This is a genomic window from Aeribacillus sp. FSL K6-8210 (assembly GCF_037963925.1).
Lineage (GTDB): Bacteria > Bacillota > Bacilli > Bacillales > Aeribacillaceae > Aeribacillus > Aeribacillus composti.
Genome location: NZ_CP150172.1, coordinates 2,801,197 through 2,823,231, shown reverse-complemented (window position 1 = coordinate 2,823,231; position 22,035 = coordinate 2,801,197). Strand labels below are relative to the sequence as shown.

At 40.2% G+C, this 22,035-nt stretch carries 21 protein-coding genes and 1 other annotated feature; of the genes, 20 read left to right on the top strand and 1 reads right to left on the bottom strand.

The window, feature by feature from the left end:
• The first annotated feature begins 21 nt into the window (after positions 1-21).
• Positions 22-789: a tRNA threonylcarbamoyladenosine dehydratase gene (locus NSQ41_RS13695; protein WP_063387985.1), complete on the top strand. Its 768-nt coding sequence runs from the start codon at positions 22-24 to the stop codon at positions 787-789.
• 132 nt (positions 790-921) lie between these two features.
• On the opposite strand, the gene NSQ41_RS13690 is transcribed toward NSQ41_RS13695, so the two are convergent.
• Positions 922-2,199 (bottom strand): replication-associated recombination protein A, encoded by a 1,278-nt coding sequence (locus tag NSQ41_RS13690; RefSeq protein ID WP_063387986.1) that lies wholly within the window; start codon positions 2,197-2,199, stop codon positions 922-924.
• 135 nt (positions 2,200-2,334) lie between these two features.
• On the opposite strand from NSQ41_RS13690, the gene NSQ41_RS13685 reads away from it, so the two are divergent.
• The 19 genes from NSQ41_RS13685 (at position 2,335) to mtnN (ending at position 22,007) form a co-directional block, all read left to right on the top strand.
• Entirely contained in the window at positions 2,335-2,754 is a 420-nt protein-coding gene (locus tag NSQ41_RS13685) for an Rrf2 family transcriptional regulator (RefSeq protein WP_063387987.1), read from the top strand.
• Between the two features lie 18 nt (positions 2,755-2,772).
• Positions 2,773-3,918 carry a cysteine desulfurase family protein gene (locus NSQ41_RS13680; protein ID WP_130158149.1) on the top strand — a complete coding sequence of 382 codons (1,146 nt, stop codon included), beginning with the start codon at positions 2,773-2,775 and terminating at the stop codon, positions 3,916-3,918.
• 15 nt (positions 3,919-3,933) lie between these two features.
• Complete coding sequence (mnmA, locus tag NSQ41_RS13675; protein ID WP_339210153.1) at positions 3,934-5,049, top strand: tRNA 2-thiouridine(34) synthase MnmA; 1,116 nt, start codon at positions 3,934-3,936, stop codon at positions 5,047-5,049.
• An 81-nt stretch (positions 5,050-5,130) separates the two neighbouring features.
• Positions 5,131-5,784 (top strand): tetratricopeptide repeat protein, encoded by a 654-nt coding sequence (locus NSQ41_RS13670; RefSeq protein WP_063388167.1) that lies wholly within the window; start codon positions 5,131-5,133, stop codon positions 5,782-5,784.
• Between the two features lie 21 nt (positions 5,785-5,805).
• On the top strand, positions 5,806-8,181 hold the full coding sequence (locus NSQ41_RS13665) for an ATP-dependent RecD-like DNA helicase (protein ID WP_130158151.1): 2,376 nt from the start codon (positions 5,806-5,808) through the stop codon (positions 8,179-8,181).
• A gap of 199 nt (positions 8,182-8,380) precedes the next feature.
• The gene (locus tag NSQ41_RS13660) at positions 8,381-8,566 is read left to right on the top strand and encodes a hypothetical protein (RefSeq protein WP_094246265.1); all 186 of its coding nucleotides are present in this window, start codon (positions 8,381-8,383) and stop codon (positions 8,564-8,566) included.
• A gap of 72 nt (positions 8,567-8,638) precedes the next feature.
• Positions 8,639-9,700 (top strand): AI-2E family transporter, encoded by a 1,062-nt coding sequence (locus NSQ41_RS13655; RefSeq protein WP_063387992.1) that lies wholly within the window; start codon positions 8,639-8,641, stop codon positions 9,698-9,700.
• A 49-nt stretch (positions 9,701-9,749) separates the two neighbouring features.
• Positions 9,750-9,956: a binding site (T-box leader), on the top strand.
• Positions 9,957-10,028: 72 nt separating this feature from the next.
• Positions 10,029-12,665 (top strand): alanine--tRNA ligase, encoded by a 2,637-nt coding sequence (gene alaS, locus NSQ41_RS13650; RefSeq protein ID WP_339210152.1) that lies wholly within the window; start codon positions 10,029-10,031, stop codon positions 12,663-12,665.
• A 71-nt stretch (positions 12,666-12,736) separates the two neighbouring features.
• The gene (locus tag NSQ41_RS13645; RefSeq protein WP_063387994.1) at positions 12,737-13,003 is read left to right on the top strand and encodes an IreB family regulatory phosphoprotein; all 267 of its coding nucleotides are present in this window, start codon (positions 12,737-12,739) and stop codon (positions 13,001-13,003) included.
• A 1-nt stretch (position 13,004) separates the two neighbouring features.
• Positions 13,005-13,421: a Holliday junction resolvase RuvX gene (ruvX, locus tag NSQ41_RS13640; protein WP_063387995.1), complete on the top strand. Its 417-nt coding sequence runs from the start codon at positions 13,005-13,007 to the stop codon at positions 13,419-13,421.
• Between the two features lie 15 nt (positions 13,422-13,436).
• Positions 13,437-13,715, top strand: a complete 279-nt coding sequence (locus NSQ41_RS13635) for a DUF1292 domain-containing protein (RefSeq protein ID WP_063387996.1) — start codon at positions 13,437-13,439, stop codon at positions 13,713-13,715.
• Positions 13,716-13,857: 142 nt separating this feature from the next.
• A complete protein-coding gene (mltG, locus tag NSQ41_RS13630) occupies positions 13,858-14,988 on the top strand; it encodes an endolytic transglycosylase MltG (protein WP_339210150.1) in 1,131 nt (376 codons plus the stop codon).
• A gap of 120 nt (positions 14,989-15,108) precedes the next feature.
• Positions 15,109-15,759: an O-methyltransferase gene (locus NSQ41_RS13625; protein WP_339193143.1), complete on the top strand. Its 651-nt coding sequence runs from the start codon at positions 15,109-15,111 to the stop codon at positions 15,757-15,759.
• Entirely contained in the window at positions 15,756-16,685 is a 930-nt protein-coding gene (locus tag NSQ41_RS13620; RefSeq protein ID WP_063387999.1) for a peptidase U32 family protein, read from the top strand. Before NSQ41_RS13625 ends, NSQ41_RS13620 begins: the two co-directional genes overlap by 4 nt.
• Positions 16,686-16,709: 24 nt before the next feature.
• Positions 16,710-17,981, top strand: a complete 1,272-nt coding sequence (locus NSQ41_RS13615; RefSeq protein ID WP_066250540.1) for a U32 family peptidase — start codon at positions 16,710-16,712, stop codon at positions 17,979-17,981.
• A gap of 195 nt (positions 17,982-18,176) precedes the next feature.
• The gene (gene greA, locus NSQ41_RS13610) at positions 18,177-18,653 is read left to right on the top strand and encodes a transcription elongation factor GreA (protein ID WP_063388001.1); all 477 of its coding nucleotides are present in this window, start codon (positions 18,177-18,179) and stop codon (positions 18,651-18,653) included.
• A 69-nt stretch (positions 18,654-18,722) separates the two neighbouring features.
• Positions 18,723-20,480 (top strand): penicillin-binding protein 2, encoded by a 1,758-nt coding sequence (locus NSQ41_RS13605; protein WP_339210148.1) that lies wholly within the window; start codon positions 18,723-18,725, stop codon positions 20,478-20,480.
• Between the two features lie 53 nt (positions 20,481-20,533).
• On the top strand, positions 20,534-21,202 hold the full coding sequence (locus NSQ41_RS13600; protein ID WP_339210146.1) for a DUF1510 family protein: 669 nt from the start codon (positions 20,534-20,536) through the stop codon (positions 21,200-21,202).
• Positions 21,203-21,311: 109 nt separating this feature from the next.
• Entirely contained in the window at positions 21,312-22,007 is a 696-nt protein-coding gene (gene mtnN / locus NSQ41_RS13595) for a 5'-methylthioadenosine/S-adenosylhomocysteine nucleosidase (RefSeq protein WP_063388168.1), read from the top strand.
• The last annotated feature ends 28 nt before the right edge of the window (positions 22,008-22,035 follow it).

Sequence of the window (22,035 nt, the reverse complement as noted above, 5' to 3'; positions counted from 1 at the left end):
GACAAATTGGAGTGATTTTTTTTGCTTCATCAGTTTTCCCGAAATGAACTAGCGATTGGAAAAGAAGGTTTACATAAATTGAAAAACAGCTCCGTAGCCGTTTTAGGGGTTGGCGGAGTTGGATCTTTTGCCGTCGAAGCTCTTGCACGATCAGGCATCGGGCGATTGATTTTGATCGATAAAGATGATGTCGATATTACGAATATTAACCGGCAAATCCATGCGCTTTTGTCGACAGTTGGAAAACCGAAAGTGGATTTAATGAAAGCAAGAATTGCTGACATTAATCCGGATTGTGAAGTAATTGCATTAAAAATGTTTTACACGGAAGAGACGTATGAAGACTTTTTTAAGCTAAACCCTGACTATGTGATTGACGCCAGCGATACGATCAGCTATAAAATTCATTTAATGAAGGAATGCCTGAAACGGAATATTCCTATTATTTCAAGCATGGGGGCAGCCAACAAAACGGATCCAACCCGTTTCCGAGTAGCAGATATTTCAAAAACACATACAGATCCGATTGCCAAAGTGATTCGAACGAAACTGCGAAAAGAAGGGATCCGAAAGGGAATTCAAGTCGTATTTTCTGATGAACGCCCTGTTGTTATTAGAGAAGATGTCAGAAAAGAAGTCGGCAATAACGAATCAACGATCCGCAAAGCAAAAATGCCCCCGTCATCAAATGCCTTTGTGCCATCCGTAGCCGGATTGATTATGGCTGGTCATGTGATTAATGAATTGCTGAAGGATATAAAAATTTATCGTGTCGGCGACGACGATTAAAAAATGGGGGTGTCAAATAAGCCGTTTTTCGGCTTATTGACGCCCCCTTTTATTTACGTTTTCCATGGGGTTTTGACATTTTGGACAATCCTATTTATATTTCCAAGATGACGCGGACATGACCGCAGCTTCCTATTCGTCCTTTTCTTTTTTCTTTTTCTCGATATTTTCATATATTTGCGCTAAAGCCTGCTCGAATTTGCCCGTTCTTTTTGGCTTGTAATATTTTTTATGCTTGATGGGGTCAGGCAAATATTGCTGGTTTACCCAGCCTGATTCATAATCGTGCGGATATAAATAGTTCACTCCTCTGCCAAGCTGCTTTGCTCCTTTATAATGAGCATCCCGCAAGTGGGAAGGGACCTCGCCTGTCACGCCTGAGCGAATGTCGGCTAAAGCTGCATCAATCGCTTTATAAGCAGAGTTTGATTTAGGGGATAAACATAGTTCAATCACCGCATTGGCCAAAGGGATGCGTGCTTCGGGAAAACCGATGCGCTCAGCTGCTTCTATAGCCGAAAGAGTTCTAGGTCCCGCTTGCGGATTTGCAAGGCCAATATCTTCATAGGCGATGACCGTTAAACGCCTTGCAATCGAAGAAAGATCCCCTGCCTCAATTAATCTGGCCAAATAGTGAAGCGCTGCGTTTACATCGGACCCGCGAATAGACTTTTGAAAAGCAGATAAAACATCGTAATGATGATCTCCGTCTTTATCGTGGGAAAAGCTCTTTTTTTGCATGCACTCTTCAGCAATTTCAACCGTAATGCAAATGTTCCCATTCTCATCTTCCTTTGTTGATAAAACGGCGAGTTCTAATCCATTTAACGCCGCACGCACATCTCCGCCGGAGCTTTCGGCAAAATGTCTTAGAGCTTCGTCGCTGATTTGAACAGGAAAGTCGCTCAGTCCTCTTGGGTCTGTAAGAGCTCTTTTCAGGGCAATCATAATGTCATCTGGAGAAAGAGGGTGCAATTCGAAAATTTGACAGCGGCTCCGAATCGCCGGGTTAATGGCATGATACGGATTGCTTGTCGTTGCACCGATTAAAATAATCATGCCGTTTTCTAAATATGGAAGCAAAAAATCTTGTTTCCCTTTATCAAGTCTGTGCACTTCATCTAAAATGAGAATGATTTGCCCTGACATTTTTGCTTCTTCTACAACAATTTCCATATCTTTTTTATTGTGGACAACCGCATTCAGCTTTCGAAAAGGCGTGTTAGTGCTGCCTGCTATTGCTGTTGCAATAGATGTTTTTCCGATTCCAGGAGGTCCGTATAAAATCATCGAGCTTAAATATTTAGCTCGCACCATTCGTTCAATAATCTTTCCTTTTCCAACTAAATGTTCTTGTCCAATAATATCTTCTATTTTGGTTGGACGCATTCTATACGCTAAAGGTTCCATTTTATCGCTCCCAAATAAAAATCATATCATCTCATTTACCCACTAATAAAATAATATGCTATAATGTCTAAAGTTTAAAGTAGAACCAAGATGGTGAAAATCTTGAAAAAAACTAAAAAATAGGAGTGTAGAAACGTGAGAATTTCAACGAAAGGACGCTATGGTTTAACGATTATGATTGAATTGGCGCGAAAGTACGGAGAAGGACCGACATCTTTGAAAAGTATTGCACAATCTCATGATTTATCAGAGCATTATTTGGAACAATTAATTGCTCCTCTCCGCAATGCCGGACTTGTCAAAAGCATTCGCGGAGCTTATGGCGGATATATTTTAGCGAACGATCCGTCCAAAATAACGGCTGGTGACGTTATCCGTGTGTTGGAAGGACCGATCACCCCTGTTGAAGGAATTGAAGATGAACCGCCTGCTCAAAGGCATCTATGGTTAAAAATCCGCGATGCGGTGAAGGACGTTCTTGACAACACGACACTTGATGATTTAGCAAGCCATACAGGAGATAATGAGCAGGACGCTTACATGTTTTACATTTAAAGTCGGGAGGAATTAACTTTGGAACGGATATATTTGGATCATGCGGCAACATCGCCAGTCCATCCCGCAGTTTTGGATAAAATGACAACCTTTATGAAGGATTATTTCGGCAATCCGTCTAGCATCCATTCTTTTGGCAGAGAAAGCAGACGAGAAGTGGATGAGGCTCGAGAGCTCCTTGCCAAAAGTATTCATGCCGATCCAAAAGAAATCATATTTACAAGCGGAGGAACAGAAGCAGATAATTTAGCGGTGATTGGAACAGCGCTTGCTAATAAAGAAAAAGGAAACCATATTATCACAACAGAAATTGAGCATCCGGCTGTCCTCCAATCTTGCCGCTATCTAGAAAAAAACGGATTTCACGTTACGTATTTGCCTGTCAATCAATCGGGAGTTATTTCTGTCGATGATCTTAAAAAAGCTTTAAAAGATGAAACGATTCTTGTCACAGTCATGTATGGAAATAATGAAGTAGGTGCCTTACAGCCTATTTCAGAAATAGGAAGCTTATTACAAAACCATCAAGCGTATTTTCATACCGATGCAGTTCAAGCATACGGACTCGTTCCAATTGATGTTCGCGAGCTGAATGTCGATCTGCTGTCGGTTTCCGGTCATAAAATAAATGGGCCGAAAGGGATCGGTTTTTTATATGCAAAAGCTGGGGTGAAATTCACTCCGCGCATGCATGGCGGTGAGCAGGAATTGAAGAGAAGAGCCGGAACGGAAAATGTTCCAGCGATTATCGGGTTTGCGGAAAGCGCAAAAATTGCAGAACAAACAAGAAAGGAAAAAACAGAGCAATATGTGCATTTTAAACAAATAATGATCGATGTGTTTGAACAAGAGGGCATTTCCTTCGCTGTGAACGGCTCGATTGACAACAGCCTGCCTCATATATTAAACGTTTTCTTTCCGGGAACAAATGTTGAATCGCTTCTTGTCAACCTCGATTTGGCGGGAATTGCGGCATCAAGCGGCTCAGCTTGTACAGCAGGATCAGTTGAACCGTCGCATGTGCTCGTTTCAATGTTTGGCAAAAATTCAAAAGAAATAACTTCATCGGTTCGATTCAGCTTCGGCTTAGGAAATACGGAGGCACAAATTGAATCGGCTGCCAAAAAAACAGCCGAGATTGTTAAAAGGTTAACGTCAAAATAGAAAGAGGTGAGAGAGATGGAAAAGGCGCCGCATGAAACAAGAGTCGTAGTCGGGATGTCTGGCGGAGTAGATTCATCTGTAACTGCTTTGCTCCTAAAAGAACAAGGGTACGAAGTCATCGGGGTCTTTATGAAAAATTGGGATGATACGGATGAAAATGGCGTATGTACGGCAACGCAAGATTATGATGATGTAATCCGTGTATGCAATCAGCTTGGGATTCCTTATTATGCAGTGAATTTCGAAAAAGAGTATTGGGATAAAGTGTTCACTTACTTTTTAGAGGAATATAAAGCTGGAAGAACGCCAAATCCCGATGTCATGTGCAATAAAGAAATTAAATTTAAAGCTTTTTTGGAGCATGCAGCTGACTTAGGCGCGGACTATATCGCAACAGGTCATTATGCACGGGTAAAATACCGCGATGGTGTGTACAAATTGCTCAGAGGAAAGGATCCAAACAAAGATCAAACGTATTTTTTGAATCAGCTGAATCAGAAGCAGCTGTCAAAGGTCATGTTCCCCATCGGGCATCTTGAAAAAAAAGAAGTTAGAGAAATTGCGAAAAAAGCAAACTTGGCAACAGCAAAGAAAAAAGATTCAACAGGCATCTGCTTTATTGGCGAGCGGAACTTTAAAGAATTTTTAAGCCAGTATTTACCTGCTCAACCCGGCAAAATGGAGACGTTGTCTGGTGAGGTAAAAGGGAAGCATGACGGGCTTATGTATTATACGATCGGTCAACGCCATGGACTCGGAATAGGAGGAAATGGCGATCCTTGGTTTGTGGTTGGAAAAAATTTAAAAAATAATATTTTATATGTTGAACAAGGATTTCATAATGAACATTTATATTCAGACTCCATTATCGCAACAAATGTAAACTGGATAACCGGTGTAAAACCAACAGATGAGCTTGTTTGCACCGCAAAATTTCGCTACCGCCAGCCTGATCAGCCAGTAAAAGTGAAAATGATCGGTGATCAAACTGCACAAATTTCGTTTGAACAGCCGGTCCGTGCCGTTACACCAGGACAAGCTGTCGTTTTTTATAATGGAGAGGAATGTCTGGGAGGCGGCATTATCGATAAAGTATTTCGCAACGGCGAAAAACTGTGGTATGTCGGTTAAAGAGTTAAGCTGTACCGATCGGAATGAGATTTGTTAACTTGGCGCAGCCTCTTTGCCTTTGGATGTGAAAGGATGAAATGGATGCATAAAAATCAACTGGCTTTAGAAGCAATAAAAGAAGGGAAATGGGAAGAAGCAGCGAAATATTTTGCAGAAGCATTGGAAGAAAATCCAAACGACCCTGTGTTATACGTAAATTTTGGGAATTTGCTTGCCTCTTCAGGTGATGCAGAAAGAGCATTGAAATTTTATGAAAAGGCGATTGAGATTGATAAAGGGACGGCTACTGCGTATTACGGCATTGGAACCGTTCATTATAATGCGGGAGATTATCATAAAGCGAAAACATTTTTTGATCAGGCGGAAAAGTATGGGCTTGCTCATAAAGATGTCTATTTTATGCTTGGAATGTCTCTTTACCAGCTTGAACAGCCCCGTCTTGCACTTCCATATTTTTTGCGGGCGGTTGAGCTGGATGAACAAGACGCCAGCGCTCACTTTCAATATGGTTTATGTTTAGCACAAGCAGGCCACATTCAAGAAGCAAAAAAAGAGTTTGAAAAAACGATCGACCTCGATCAACATCACGCAGATGCTTATTATAATTTAGGTGTTGCGTACGCATTTGAAGAAAATAGAGAAGAAGCTTTAAAAATGTTTGATATGGCGCTTTCCATTCAACCGGATCATTTGCTTGCGGGCAACGGGAAAAGGCTGTTAGAAGAAATGATTTAAACGAAATTAGGAGGAAAGAGGATGGGCGGTCAACAGGAGAGTTTGTTTCATGAGGAAAGTACTCCTTTTGTTCGCGGAGTCATTAAACATATTGTGTTCCAGAATGAGCAAAATTTTTATACTGTTATTAAAGTGAAAATTGAAGAGACGAATGAACAGTTTGAGCAAGATCAAGTGACCGTGACGGGTTTTTTTCCTCTTCTCCAATTACATGACAGCTATACGTTTTTTGGCGCGAAAAAATACCATCCAAAATTCGGCGTACAATTTCAAGCCGAGCGTTTTCAAAAGGAGCTTCCAACTACGAAAGAAGGAGTTATTCAATATTTATCAAGCGGGCTTTTTAAAGGAATCGGCAAAAAAACAGCGGAAGCGATCGTGAATGAACTGGGCGAACATGCGATTTCGATTATTTTGGAGGATCCCGATTCATTAAAAAGAGTGAAGAAGCTTTCAAAGGAAAAAGCCAAAATACTGGCTGAAACTCTGAAGGAACATCAAGGTTTAGAAGGGGTTTTAATCGGATTAAATCAGCTTGGCATTGGGCCTGCACTTGGGATGAAAATTTATCAGCTGTATCGGGAGGATACGCTTAAAATCATTCAAAAAAACCCATATCAATTGGTGGAAGATATTGAAGGGATCGGCTTTATTCGAGCGGATGAAATTGGGAGAGAGCTTGGGATCTCCGGCAATCATCCCGACCGGCTGAAGGCGGCTTGTTTGTTCACTATTGAACAAGATGCTGTAAAAGAAGGACATGTATATGTTACAAAAGTTCAGCTGATGGAAAAAGCGAAAAAATTGCTCACCCAAAATGGAGAAGACATATCTGATCAGGATATTGAAAGAATCATTCTTGAATTGGAAGAAGATCGAAAAATTATCGTCGAGGAAGATCGAATTTATTTACCCTCTCTTTACTATGCTGAAGTGGGACTTGCCAATAACATTGAAGAAATTTTAACCCAAAACCAATTTCAAGATATGTTTCCTGAATCAGAATTTTTGCTGGAGTTAGGAAAACTGGAAGAAAAAATGAATGTTCAGTATGCCCCCTCTCAAAAAGAAGCCATTCAGCGGGCTATTCATTCGCCGATTCTTTTGCTGACCGGCGGGCCTGGAACGGGAAAAACAACCGTTATCAAAGGCATCGTTGAAATTTATGCGAACCTCCACGGCCTTTCATTGAACCCAAAAGAATATCAAAAGAAGGAAGAGCCGTTTCCCATTGTACTGGTGGCACCTACCGGACGAGCTGCAAAAAGAATGGCAGAAGCAACCGGTCTTCCTGCCGTCACAATCCACCGCCTTTTAGGATGGAATGGTTCAGAAGGATTTGAACACAATGAGGATCATCCGATTTCTGGAAAGCTTCTGATTGTTGATGAAGTATCAATGGTTGATATTTGGCTCATGCATCAATTGTTTAAATCGCTTCCTTCGGACATACAAATTGTTCTTGTCGGAGACGAACACCAGCTTCCGTCCGTTGGACCCGGCCAAGTGCTTCGCGATTTGATTCAATCCGGACGAATCCCAGTTGTTACGCTGACAGATATTTATAGACAAGCAGAAGGATCTACAATTATTGATTTGGCCCATTCAATCCGCCAAGGAACTCTTCCAGCGAACCTTTTGCAAACGACACAAGACAGATCGTTTATTCCTTGTACAACATCACAAATAAAAGAAGTTATAACGAGAGTAATTGAGAACGCTTTGAAAAAAGGATATTCTGCGAAGGATATACAGGTGTTGGCACCGATGTACAGAGGGATTGCCGGCATTGATCAGTTGAATGAAATGCTTCAGGAAATGTTAAACCCCCCTTCAAAAGAAAAAAGAGAGATCAAGCATGGTAACGTTATTTACCGAATCGGGGACAAAGTGCTGCAGCTCGTCAATCAGCCTGATCAAAACGTGTTTAATGGCGATATTGGGGAGATTGTTTCTATTTTTTACGCAAAAGAAAATGTCGAAAAAGAAGATATGGTGGTCATTTCTTACGACGGTATCGAAGTAACCTATACGAAGCAAGATTTTAATCAGTTTACTCATGCTTACTGCTGCTCCATCCATAAAGCGCAGGGAAGCGAATTTCCGATTGTCATTTTGCCGGTAGTAAAAGGCTACTTTCGGATGTTGAGAAGAAATTTGATTTATACAGCGGTTACAAGGAGCAAGCAATTTTTAATTATGTGCGGAGAATGGGAAGCGTTAAAAATGGGAGTATACAACAATCAGGAGTCGATGAGGCAGACAACCTTAAAAGAGAGGCTGAAAACGTCTGAACTTGCCGAGCTGAAAGAGGAGCTTCCTTTTCCACTAGAAGATGCCAACATTGGGATGGAGAACATCACTCCATATGATTTTATGGAAGAGGGCGAAGGATAATAAATTTGTTCCTTTCCATAAGATCGATAACGATTGACAGATGATGCTGCAAACAGGGGACAAATTGTTTAAGCATAAAAAAGCATGCTTTATAGAGACGTATAATTTTTTGGAAAATGGTAACAAATAGTAGTGTGCATAGCGAAAACATACCGGATTAATAAATAATTAAATAAATGAATAAAGAAGGTGTCCCTGTTTGTTAACATGTCCGAATTGTAAAAGCAAAGATATTGGAAAAATCGGAGTCAATCAGTATTATTGTTGGCATTGTTTTATTGAGCTTACCGTTACAAAAGGCATTATTCACACACATCAAGTAGAAGAAGACGGAACACTAAGTTCTTTAGATGACTTGTTTCCTGAAGAAGATCGTGCGATTTGAGGCGCCTAAAATGGGCGCCTTCATGCATATTTTCGTGAGCATTCCTCAAAATAAAAAGAGGAGGGATGCGGGATGAATGAGCGAGAGCGGAAATGGCTTTTCCGAATCATTTTTTTTCTCATTTTATCATTGTTTGTATATATGGTTCTTCAGCTAAAAGTCATTTGGTTTCCTATTTTCAAAATGTTAAAAGCTGTTTTAATTCCTTTTATGCTTTCCGGCTTCATTACCTACTTGCTTCATCCCGTAGTGGAAAAACTTTACCGTTCAGGTGTTCCAAGAACATGTTCGATTCTCATCATCTATTTTATTTTTTTCGGAGGAGTCGGTTTTAGCTTTTATAAAGGTGTCCCAATTTTTGTTGAACAAATGAAAGACCTTTCCGAAAATATCCCTATGTTTACAAAATATTACCAAAGCTGGACGGATAAAATTCATGACGGAACAACCAATTTACCTGGAGAAATTCATCATCGAATTGAATCTTTTATTGCTGGAATGGAAACATCTGTCGCTGCCTTTCTTGAACGGATGCTTTCAAGCATGAAGTCAATTATTGATTATGCTGTTATTATTGGTGTCATCCCCTTTCTCGTTTTTTATATGTTGAAAGATTATGAGAAAATGAAAAAAGCCATTTGGTACTTCACCCCGAAGAAATGGAGACGTGAAGGGAGACGTTTTTTAGAAAACGTCGATGAGTCGCTCGGAAGTTATTTGCGGGGGCAACTATTTGTTTGTTTTCTGATCGGGCTGGCGGCTTCGATTTTGTTTTGGCTGTTTAAAATTAAATATCCGTTAATTTTAGGGACGATTATCGGAATGACCAATATTATTCCTTATTTCGGTCCATTTATCGGTGCGGTTCCTGCTTTGATGGTCGCTGCAACGCTCTCCATTAACAAAATAATTGTAGTGCTTTTCATCATTTTTGGGCTGCAATTTATTGAAAGTAATATTCTTGGCCCTTTCATCGTTGGGAAAAGCCTGCATATGCATCCGATGGTGATTATTATGGCGCTCTTGGCGGGCGGAGAAATCGGCGGAGTGATCGGTTTAATTTTAGCTGTGCCTTTTATCACTGTTCTGAAAGAGATATTGCTGCATATCATCCGTCTAAGGAAAGCGCATTGACAAGCGATTTTTCGTTGTCTATAATTCGTGATAGACATGGAATAAGTGCATGAAAGCGATGACGAATCGAGTATGTTGCAGTCCATCTTAAAAGAGAGGGGCTTCCGAGGCTGAAAGAAGCTCTAGATGAAGGGCAACAGAACGCTAATTCTGAGTGCAGGCAAAACCTGACGAAAATGCCACGTTACGGCAAATGAAGGTGATGAGCAATTGGCTCATAATCAGGGTGGTACCGCGAGTAACTCTCGTCCCTGTGTAAATCAGAGCATTTACATAGGCGAGAGTTTTTATTTTGCGAGAAAAATGAAGACATTTTAGGAGGAATGCCATGAAAAAGCTCACTTCAGCACAAGTTCGTCAAATGTTTTTAGATTTTTTTAAGGAAAAAGGACATTCGGTTGAACCGAGCGCTTCTTTAATTCCGGTTGATGATCCGTCACTATTGTGGATCAACAGCGGTGTCGCAACATTGAAAAAATATTTTGACGGAAGGGTTGTTCCTGAAAATCCGAGAATTACTAACGCACAAAAATCAATCCGAACAAACGATATTGAAAATGTCGGAAAAACAGCGCGCCATCATACATTTTTCGAAATGCTCGGAAATTTCTCAATCGGCGACTATTTTAAAGAAGAAGCGATTGAATGGGCATGGGAATTTTTAACAAGCGAAAAATGGATTGGCTTCGACCCAAATAGATTATCAGTTACTATTCATCCGGAAGATGAAGAGGCGTATGACATTTGGAAAAATAAAATCGGGTTGCCGGAAGAACGAATTATCCGTTTGGAAGGAAATTTTTGGGATATTGGTGAAGGGCCAAGCGGACCAAATACTGAAATATTTTATGATCGTGGAGAAGAATTTGGAAACGATCCAAATGATCCGGAACTTTATCCCGGCGGTGAAAACGAACGCTATTTGGAAGTTTGGAATCTTGTTTTTTCTCAATTTAATCATAATCCTGATGGAACTTACACTCCGCTTCCAAAAAAGAATATTGATACAGGCATGGGCTTAGAGCGAATGGTTTCTGTCATTCAAAATGCGCCGACCAACTTTGACACAGATCTCTTTTTACCGATCATTCAAGCTACCGAAAAGATTTCGGGGGAAGCTTATCGAACCGACAAAGAGAAAGATGTCGCTTTTAAAGTGATTGCCGACCATATCCGCACGGTTACATTTGCTGTTGCAGACGGCGCGCTACCTTCTAATGAAGGAAGAGGGTATGTACTTCGCCGTCTTATCCGCAGAGCGGTTCGGTATGCAAAAACGATCAACATAGACCGCCCGTTTATGTATGAATTAGTTCCGGTTGTAGCGGAAATTATGAACGATTACTATCCGGAAGTAAAAGAAAAAGCATCCTTTGTTCAAAGGGTAATTAAAAATGAGGAAGAGCGTTTCCATGAGACTCTCCATGAAGGGCTTGCTATTTTAGCGGATGTAATCAAAAAGCAGAAAGAACAGGGTAGCCGAATAATTCCAGGCGAAGATGTGTTTCGGCTTTACGACACATATGGTTTTCCAGTGGAATTGACGGAGGAATACGCACAAGATGAAGGCATGGAGCTGGATTATGAAGGCTTTGAACGAGAAATGGAGCATCAAAAAGAACGTGCAAGAAAAGCCAGACAGGATGTCGACTCGATGCAAGTGCAAAGCGGAATTCTTGTGGAATTAAAAGAGGAAAGCAAATTTGTCGGCTACAATACCCTAGAAGCAAATGCACGGGTGCTTGTGATCATAAAAGATGGGGAATTAGTCGATCAAGCCGAGAGCGGGGAAGAGGTCCAAATTATATTGGACGAGACGCCTTTTTATGCTGAAAGCGGAGGTCAAATTGCTGACAAAGGAATCATCAAAAATGATGATGTGGTCTTAAACGTAAAAGATGTGCAAAAAGCGCCGAACGGCCAACACTTGCACCGGGCTGTCATCGAAAAAGGCGTTTTGACAAAAGGAGCAGCAGTTTACGCTTCCGTTTGTGCAGAGTCTAGAAAATCAATCGTGAAAAATCATACAGCGACACATTTGCTGCACCAAGCGCTGAAGGACGTGCTGGGCGTACATGTCAACCAAGCTGGATCGCTTGTTGCTTCCGACCGTCTCCGTTTTGACTTTTCACATTTTGGACAAGTTTTAACAGAAGAGCTGGAAGAAATTGAACGAATTGTAAATGAAAAAATTTGGGAAAGCATTCCAGTCTCTATCGAGCACATGCCTCTTGACGAAGCGAAAGCGATGGGCGCGATGGCTTTATTTGGAGAAAAATACGGGAAAATTGTTCGCGTTGTTCAAGTAGGCGATTATTCGCTTGAGCTTTGCGGCGGATGCCATGTAACAAATACAGCGGAAATCGGACTGTTTAAGATTGTTTCCGAAACTGGAATTGGTGCAGGAACCCGCCGAATTGAAGCGGTGACAGGAAAAGAAGCGTACCGGTTTATGAATGAACAATATTTATTGTTAAAGGAAATTGGGGCAAAACTGAAAGCGAATGTAAAAAATCTGCCGGAGAGAATTGACAGTCTGCAGCAAGAAATAAAAGAACTACAGCGGGAAAATGAATCTCTTACGATGAAGCTTAGCAATCTGGAAGCGGAGAACATCGCTGAAAAAGCGGTAACGATCAACGGTGTAACAGTTCTTGCGGAAAAAGTTCAAGTGAAAGATATGAACAGATTGCGCGGCATGGTCGATGAACTGAAGCAAAAGCTCGGCTCGGCTATTGTTGTGCTAGCAACGGTATCAGACGGAAAAGTAAATTTAGCAGCCGGCATCACAAAAGACTTAGTTGACAAAGGGTTCCATGCTGGAAAATTAATTAAGGAAATTGCAAGCCGCTGTGGAGGCGGCGGCGGCGGAAGACCTGACATGGCTCAAGCGGGAGGAAAAAATCCTGAACGGTTAGCTGAAGCTCTTCGTTTTGTCGAAGACTGGGTGAAATCCGTTTCATAAATTCCATTCATAGTGTAAAATGGATGTAGACAAGCAGATTCGCTTTTTAGTCTAGGAAAGAGGTGCAAAAATTGAGTTCCTTCGATAAAACGATGAAGTTTAATTTTTCAGAAGAACCTGTTGAGACAAATGTCAAGGAAGTTCTAAGTGCCGTATACAATGCACTGGAAGAAAAGGGTTATAATCCGATCAATCAAATCGTCGGCTATTTGTTGTCCGGAGATCCTGCTTACATTCCTAGACATAACGGCGCACGCAATCTGATTAGAAAAATTGAACGAGATGAATTAATTGAAGAGCTTGTAAAATTTTATTTGAAAAACAACCGTGAGGAATAAAATGCGAATCATTGGGTTAGACTTAGGTTCAAAAACATTAGGAGTTGCGGTAAGCGATGAGCTGGGATGGACTGCTCAAGGTGTGGAAACGATCAGCATAAATGAAGATGAAGGCGAGTTCGGGATTCAAAGACTCTCTGAACTGATAAAGAAATACGAGGTAGAAAAAATAGTAGTCGGGTATCCGAAAAATATGAACGGCACCGTTGGACCAAGGGGAGAAGCAAGCGAGCGCTTTGCCGCGCTTTTGAAGGAGCAGTTTCAGCTTCCGGTCATTTTATGGGATGAGCGCCTTTCGACGATGGAAGCCGAAAGATTTCTCATTGAGGCGGATGTAAGCCGGCGAAAAAGACGGCAAGTCATTGATAAAATGGCTGCGGTGATTATTTTGCAAAGTTATTTGGACAGTCAACAATAAATTGAGGTGAAATAAGTGGAAGGTGAAAAACATATTACCGTTATTGATGAAAACGGTAATGAACAACTATACGAAATTTTGTTTACGTTTAATTCGGACGAATTTGACAAATCTTACGTTCTTTATTATCCGATCGGCATCGATGATGAGGAAGACGAAGATGGAATAGAAATTCATGCAGCAAGCTACATTCCCAATGAAGACGGTGAAGGTGGAAAGCTGGAGCCTGTGGAAACCGATGAAGAATGGGAAATGATCGAGGCCGTTTTAAATACATTTTTAGAAGAGGAATAAGCACCGTTTTGCGGTGCTTTTTTTGTTGAGGTGATTTACATCCAAATGAAAAAAACAATTTCTTCCTATAAAAAAATGGAGATTTTTGACGAATAAATGCGTGTATGTAGTATAATAATCGGGACGGAAGGAGGATGAATTGATGGCGGATTCGGATTCGAATAAGGAATTTTTGGATAAGAAACTCCAAGAAAAACTGCATATAGCGAAAATTGTTCGAAAAACTGTGTTAACTGTCCTGATTGCCTTTGTTGTTATATTTGCTGGAGTGATTGGCGGCGGGTATTTATATGTGCGATCTGCATTAAAGCCTGTTGATCCGGATAATAAGGAACCTGTAAAGGTACAAATTCCGATTGGATCTTCCGTATCGCAAATTGCTTCTATTTTAGAAAAAAATGACATCATTAAAAGTGCGATCGTGTTTAAATATTACGTGAAATTTAAAAATGAATCAGGGTTTCAAGCAGGAAATTATCAATTTAATCAATCGATGACGATTCAAGAAATCGTTGAACGCTTAAAAAAAGGCGAATTAATGGGAGAAGCAGCTATTAAATTGACGATCCCGGAAGGATTGCAACTATCAGAAATTGCTGACATCATCGCCAAACATACTCCCTATTCAAAAAAAGAAATTATGAACCAATTAACAAACCAACAGTTTATCAAACAAATGCAAAAAAAGTATCCTAATACAATAACAGATGACATTTTCAACAGACGTATAAAATATGCATTGGAAGGATATTTGTATCCGGCTACTTATTCGTTTTATGAGGAATCTCCTCCTTTGTCGGAAATCATTGAAACAATGATTAAAAAGACAGATGAAATGCTTGTTCCTTATAGAAACAAAATGAAAGAGCTGAGTCTTTCCACTCATCAATTTTTAACATTAGCGTCTTTAGTGGAGGAGGAAGCGACGGAAAAAGCCGACAGGGAAAAAATAGCCAGCGTTTTTTACAATCGTTTAGAAAAGAACATGCCTCTCCAGACAGATCCAACCGTTTTATATTCATTAGGAAAGCATAAGGAGCGCGTATACTATAAAGATTTAGAAGTCAATTCTCCCTATAACACATATAAAAATAAAGGACTTCCGCCGGGGCCGATTGCCAATGCTGGCAAGCAGTCACTAGATGCTGTAGCAAATCCTGCCGATACAAACTATTTTTATTTTCTCGCAACGAAAGAAGGGGAAGTTATATTTACGAAGACGTTGGATGAGCATAACAAAGAAAAAGCTAAGCATATTACGGAAAAGGATTAAAGGTTTGCGATTCGCATTCCTTTTTCTTTTATGTTAAAATATATCGAGCTAAAAAAACAAACTTGAAGAGTTCGAACAGAACTCTTCTTTGATTAAGGGAGTTTTTTAGGAGTGTCCATTTTGCCAAACAAAAAAATCGAGGAATATTTAGCAAATTTTTCTACTAACAAAGATGAAAAATTAGTTCAATTAGAAGCATATGCAAAAGAGCAGAAGGTGCCGATTATGGAAGAGCGGGCGCTGTCTGTCATGCTTCATATTTTAAAGCTCCATCAGCCGAACAAAATATTGGAAATTGGGGCGGCGATCGGCTATTCGGCGATTCGGATGGCAAAAGCGTTGCCGAACACAAAAATTGTAACGACTGAAATAGATCCTAATCGATTTGAACTAGCGGAACAAAATATTCGAGCTTGCGGTCTTGAAAATCAAATTACCATTTATCACGGTGATGCTCTAGAAATCGTACAGGAAGTCAAGCTTGACGGTCCGTTTGATGCGCTCTTTATCGATGCGAGCAAAGGGCAATATAAACGTTTTTTTCAAGCATATGAACCTTTGCTGTCAAAAAGAGCGGTCGTTTTTTCGGATAATGTTCTTTTTAAAGGACTAGTCGCTGAAGAAATGATAGAATCAAAAAGGTTAAAATCTTTAGCGAAGAAAATTAAAGAATATAATGAATGGCTAATGAATCAGTCCGAATGGGATACCGTTATTATTCCGATAGGCGACGGATTAGCCTTCAGTATAAAAAGGGGTGAAGGGGAATGAAAAAACCCGAACTGCTCGTCACACCTGTAAATGTCAAAAATATTGAGAGCCTTTGCAAAGCTGGCGCAGATGCTTTTATCATCGGCGAACAGCGTTATGGCTTAAGGCTTGCAGGGGAATTTCATCGAAAAGATGTATTAGATGCGATTGACCTTGCCCATCAATATGGAAAAAAAGTATACGTTGCAATGAATGCAATTTTTCATAATGATAAAGTAGACGAGCTTGCAGATTATGTAAAATTTGTTCATAATGCGAAGGCAGATGCGATTGTATTCGGTGATCCAGCTGTGTTAATGACTGTTAGGGAAGTTGCTCCGGAGATGAAGCTCCATTGGAATACGGAAACAACCGCGACCAACTGGTATGCATGCAACTATTGGGGAAGGAAAGGCGCCAAGCGTGCAGTACTAGCTCGGGAGTTAAGCATGGAAGCTGTCATTGAAACGAAAGAGCATGCAGAAGTGGAAATAGAAGTCCAAGTCCACGGAATGACGTGCATGTTTCAGTCCAAAAGATCTCTTATCGGCAATTATTTTGAATATCGTGGGAAAGCGATGGAAATTCACAATTATAAATACGGCAAAAATATGTTTTTGCATGATAAAGAGAGAAATAACAAATATCCAATTTTTGAGGATGAAAATGGAACCCATATTATGAGTCCGAATGATATTTGCATCATTGACGAGCTGGAGGAACTGGTTGATGCAGGAATTGATTCTTTTAAAATAGATGGCGTGCTGAAAACTCCGGAATATATTGTAGAAGTGACGAAAAAGTATCGAAAGGCGATCGATTTATGCGCTGAGGATCGAGAGCAATATGAAAATGTTAAAGACAAGCTGTACGCTGAAATTGAGGAAATACAGCCGCCAAACCGCCCGTTGGATACAGGATTTTTCTTTAAAGAGACCGTTTATTAAAAAAACGTTAAAGGAGGAGTTCGCATGCCGGTTGTGAAAGATAAAATTTCAACAATTATCAACGGTAAAAGGGTCATAACGAAAAAACCTGAACTTCTTGCACCTGCCGGAAATTTGGAGAAATTAAAAATCGCCGTCATGTACGGTGCTGACGCCGTCTTCATTGGCGGACAAGAGTACGGCTTGCGTTCCAATGCCGATAATTTCTCCATTGAGGAAATTAAAGAAGGAGTTCAATTTGCTAATCAGTACGGGGCAAAAATATATGTGACGACAAACATTTATGCACATAATGAAAACATTCCTGGACTCGATCAATATTTAAAAGCGCTAGAAGACGCGGGAGTGGCAGGGGTCATTGTCGCAGATCCCCTCATTATTGAAACGTGCAGAAAGGTAGCTCCAAAATTGGAAGTCCACTTAAGCACTCAGCAATCCCTTTCGAATTGGAAAGCTGTCCAATTTTGGAAGGAGGAAGGTTTGGAGCGGGTCGTTCTAGCACGGGAAACGAGCGCTGAAGAAATTAGAGAAATAAAAGAAAAAGTAGATATTGAAATCGAAACGTTTATTCACGGTGCGATGTGCATTGCCTATTCAGGCCGCTGCACATTAAGCAATCATATGACAGCGCGAGATTCAAACAGAGGAGGATGCTGTCAGTCCTGCCGGTGGGATTATGATTTATATGAATATTATAAAGGCAAAGAAGTGCCTATGTTTGATGAGCAAGACTCTCCATTTGCAATGAGCGCTAAAGACTTAAAATTGGTTGAGTCGATTCCGAAAATGATTGAAATGGGGATCGACAGCTTGAAAATTGAAGGCCGCATGAAATCCATTCACTATGTTGCAACTGTTGTCAGTGTATATCGCAAAGTCATTGATGCATACTGCGCCGATCCCGATCATTTTGTCATGAAACAGGAATGGCTGGAAGAATTGGATAAATGCGCGAACAGAGAAACGGCTCCTGCCTTTTTTGAAGGAGTGCCTGGTTATCAAGAGCAATTATTTGGCACTCACAGCAAAAAAACAGCATACGACTTTGTCGGGCTTGTGCTTGACTGGAATCCAGAAACGAAAATGGTGACATTGCAGCAAAGAAACCATTTCAGACCTGGTGACGAAGTAGAATTTTTCGGTCCGCAAATTGACAATTTTCGCATTGTCATCGATAAAATTTGGGATGAAGATGGAAATGAATTGGATGCAGCAAGACATCCTTTGCAAATAATCCGCTTCAAGTGCGAGCATCCGCTATATCCGTATAATATGATGAGAAAAGAGACAAGATAGGGGAAGAATCTGGATTTTTTTATAAAAAAGCAAAACGTTTCTTGAACTGCCGATTATTTTGTAATAACATATCATAGATAAATATTTCCTTCTATAACTATGTTATAAAAGATTCTTTTCTGTCGAAAGAACGGCAGAAAAGTTCTTTCATTTTTTAGGAACCATTAGGGGGATATAAAGAAAAGGAGGACTATTATGGCGGAAGAAAAGGTATTTCCTATGACGAAAGCTGGGAAAGAAAAACTTGAACAAGAACTTGAGTATTTAAAAACGGTAAAGCGAAAAGAAGTTGTAGAACGAATAAAAGTGGCAAGATCATTTGGCGACCTATCAGAAAACTCTGAATATGATTCAGCAAAAGAAGAGCAAGCTTTTGTAGAAGGACGCATTACAACGCTCGAAAATATGATTCGCAATGCGAAAATTATTGAAGAAGACACAGAAAATAAAACAACTGTTTCACTTGGAAAATCTGTTACGTTTATTGAATTGCCTGATGGAGAAGAAGAAACTTATACAATTGTCGGAAGTGCAGAAGCAGATCCTTTCGAAGGGAAAATTTCCAATGATTCTCCGATGGCTAAAAGCCTGCTCGGCCGTCAAGTAGGGGAAGAAGTTGTAGTTCAGACGCCTGGCGGCGATATGACAGTCAAAATTGTACGTGTTGATTAATGTTGATAGCCTTTAATATAGTTTAAGATGTGCGCACCTCGTCGAAAATATAAGACGAGGTGTTTTTTTATGAATAAGCGAATAAAATATATAGGCGTCTTCATCATTTTGTTAATGGGTGTTCTCATATATAGACTTGCGCAAATTCAACTGCTTGAAACCGAGTCATTTTCAGAACAAGATGTCAATTTGATGAAAGAAAGCGTCAAACAGAGGACACAAGAAGTAATTATAGATGATGGGCGGGGTCGATTTATTGATCGTGAAAATAAACCTTTGAACGAAACATATTTGCCTACGCTCGTTTTATTTCCATTTCTGAAAAATTATCAATGGCCGATCGATCAATTGGCGGCAGCCATTTCTGTTCGCAAGGATGAAATCGAACAATTATTGAAAGGAACGAAAAATGAACCTATTTTGTTGAATAAAGAAAAAGGATTTCAACTTGATGAACAGGATATAAAAGCCATCAATAAGTTAAAAATTCCGGGAGTATTCGGCATCTTTATGAAAACAGAGCAATCAGACAATATTGCTTCCCATCTTATTGGGATGACAAGCGAAAATGAAACAGAATGGAAAAAAAGATACCCTGACAAAGAGATCACGTCATTAAGTCCTGAAGTAGGCGTGACTGGACTGGAGGAGGCGTTTGATGAATTTTTGCAGCCGGAAGATGCGTCAAGACTTTTATATCATGTTGATGGTCTCGGCAGGCCTCTTTTCGGCGTCAATGTAAAATATATTGCCGATTCCAATCCATTTTACCCAATTGCCGTTCAAACAACGATTGACAAACATTTGCAAGAAAAAGCTGAACAAATTTTAACAAAACATCAAATAAATGAAGGCGGCCTCGTTCTGTTAGACATTGAAAACAGCGAAGTAGTTGCAATGGCCTCCAAACCGGATCTGGACCGGAATGATCCAAAAACATATGAAAATAAAATGCTTTCGGCAATGTTTCCTGGTTCTGTTTTTAAAACCGTTATCGCTGCAGCAGCGATCGACACAAACATGATCAAACCGGAAAGAACATTTAATTGTGACCGGAATGTCTACGGCCAAACAGAAAAAGAGGAAGAAAAGCGGGCTGGAACGCTTACGTTTGAAGAAAGCTTTGCGAAAAGCTGCAATTATGCGTTTGCTACGATAGGTCAGGAATTAATACAAAAAAAGAGCAATATAATTGAAGAATACGCAGAAAAGCTTGGCCTTCTCAGCTTCTCAGGCTGGTCGGGAAAAGTATACCATTACGATCAATTTAAACAATTTCCAAGGGAGCAAAGAGGAACGATTTGGGGAGATGACAGCGACAAAAAGTCAGCAAAGGCCATCGCACAAACCTCCATCGGACAAAAAAATGTAAAGGTTACTCCTCTAGCTGTCGCGAATATGATGGCTACAATTGCACGCGGAGGAGAAAAAAGAGAAGTGAAAGTCGTGGATAAAATTTTATATAAAAACGGAGAAACGATGTATACATTCAAGAACCATTTGATGAAAGGAGAAAAAATTTCCCCTGCAACATCATCAAAATTAACGGATCTCCTGCTTCAAGTAGTCGCTCATCCTGATGGAACCGGCAGAGTGTTTCAAAGCTTGCCTGTTAAAGTAGCCGGCAAATCGGGCACTGCCGAAACGGGAACATTGAACGACAATGGAAAAAAATTATATCATAAATGGTTTGCCGGTTTTTTTCCTGCGGAACATCCGAAATATGCTTTAGTTGTTGTTGATATGAACAAAACGAGCGGTAGAGCAAAGACAAATGATGTTTTTTACGAAATGGTTGAACAGATTTATAATGTTAATGAAGAATAAAGTATGTTAAAATAATAACTCAAAGATTGGAGAAACAAAGGAGTTGACGGGGAATGGCGGGTTCTCGTTATGAAATTCGGGATAAAAAACGAAAAACGAATTTGATTTTAAATATTTTAATTGGAATTGTCGCCTTACTCATCCTCGTTATTGCTTCTCAGCTTTTTTTGGGAGGCGGTACTGAACAAGCGAATTCCAACAGTGAACAACAAAAAGAGCAATCAAGCTCATCTAAAAATATCGAAGAAGAGACAGTTGAACAATCTAACGATCAGCAGGAAGAAGAAAAAGCAGCTGAACGGAATGAAAGTAATGAAATTAAGGAGGAAGAGGACGAAAATACACAATCAGCAAATGAAGAAAAGGAATCGAGCGATGATCCTTTTGAAGGTGCAACAGTAACTGAAGGAGAAGCGGGTTCCGATGTTGAACAAATCATTGAAAATCCAAATTGGAAGCCGATCGGAACAGTCCAGACAGGTAAGCACGTTACGACTTATAAAAAGTCATCTGTAGATTGGAAGGAAATGGAAAAAGCATTAAGCTATGCAACAGGTGTTTCTCTTGAAAATATGCAGACCCTTTGGATCGGCAATAACGGAAGCCCGAATGATGCGAAAGGAACGATTCAAAACAAAGCAGACGGAAAAAAATATAGAGTATCCATTACATGGATAGACGGAGAGGGCTGGAAACCGACTAGAGTTGAAGTATTAAAATAGACTGAAAAACAAAAAAGACCCTCATGTGTAAAAAGCTGACTGTCAAACACTTGAGGGATCTTTTTTTATGATTTTTATAGCTATTCATGATAGAAAGGAATGTTGGAATATGAAAATTGCAATCATTGGTGCAATGGAAGAAGAAGTTCGCATCCTGCGCGAGAAATTGGATTGTACAAAAGAAGAGGAGATTGCAGGCTGCAGTTTTATGATTGGAAAATACAATCAAACTGATACGATTTTATTAAAATCAGGAATTGGAAAAGTGAATGCAGCCGTAAGCACCACTTTGCTGCTGGAGCGATATCAGCCGGATTATGTGATCAATACCGGCTCCGCCGGAGGATTTCATGAGTCTTTAAACGTAGGGGATGTTGTCATATCCACAGAGGTTCGCCATCATGATGTAGATGTGACGGCTTTTGGGTATGAATATGGTCAAGTTCCAGGACTTCCTCCATCCTTTAAGGCCGATGAAAAACTGATTGAAATCGCTGAAAGAAAAGCAAAAGACATTTCAGGAATTCAGACGGTAAAAGGGGCGATCGCAACGGGGGATTCTTTTATGAACGACCCCGATAAAGTAGCTTTTGTCCGGTCTAAATTCAGCCATTTGTACGCTGTTGAGATGGAAGCTGCTGCTGTCGCGCAAGTGTGCTACAAATTTCAAACGCCTTTTGTCATCATCCGGGCGCTCTCAGATATCGCCGGAAAAGAGTCGAACATTTCCTTTGAACAATTTTTAGACAAAGCGGCTTTCAATTCATCGGAATTGGTTCTGAAAATGATTGAAGAACTAAGTTGAATGTAAATGGAAACTATTACAAGCCTAT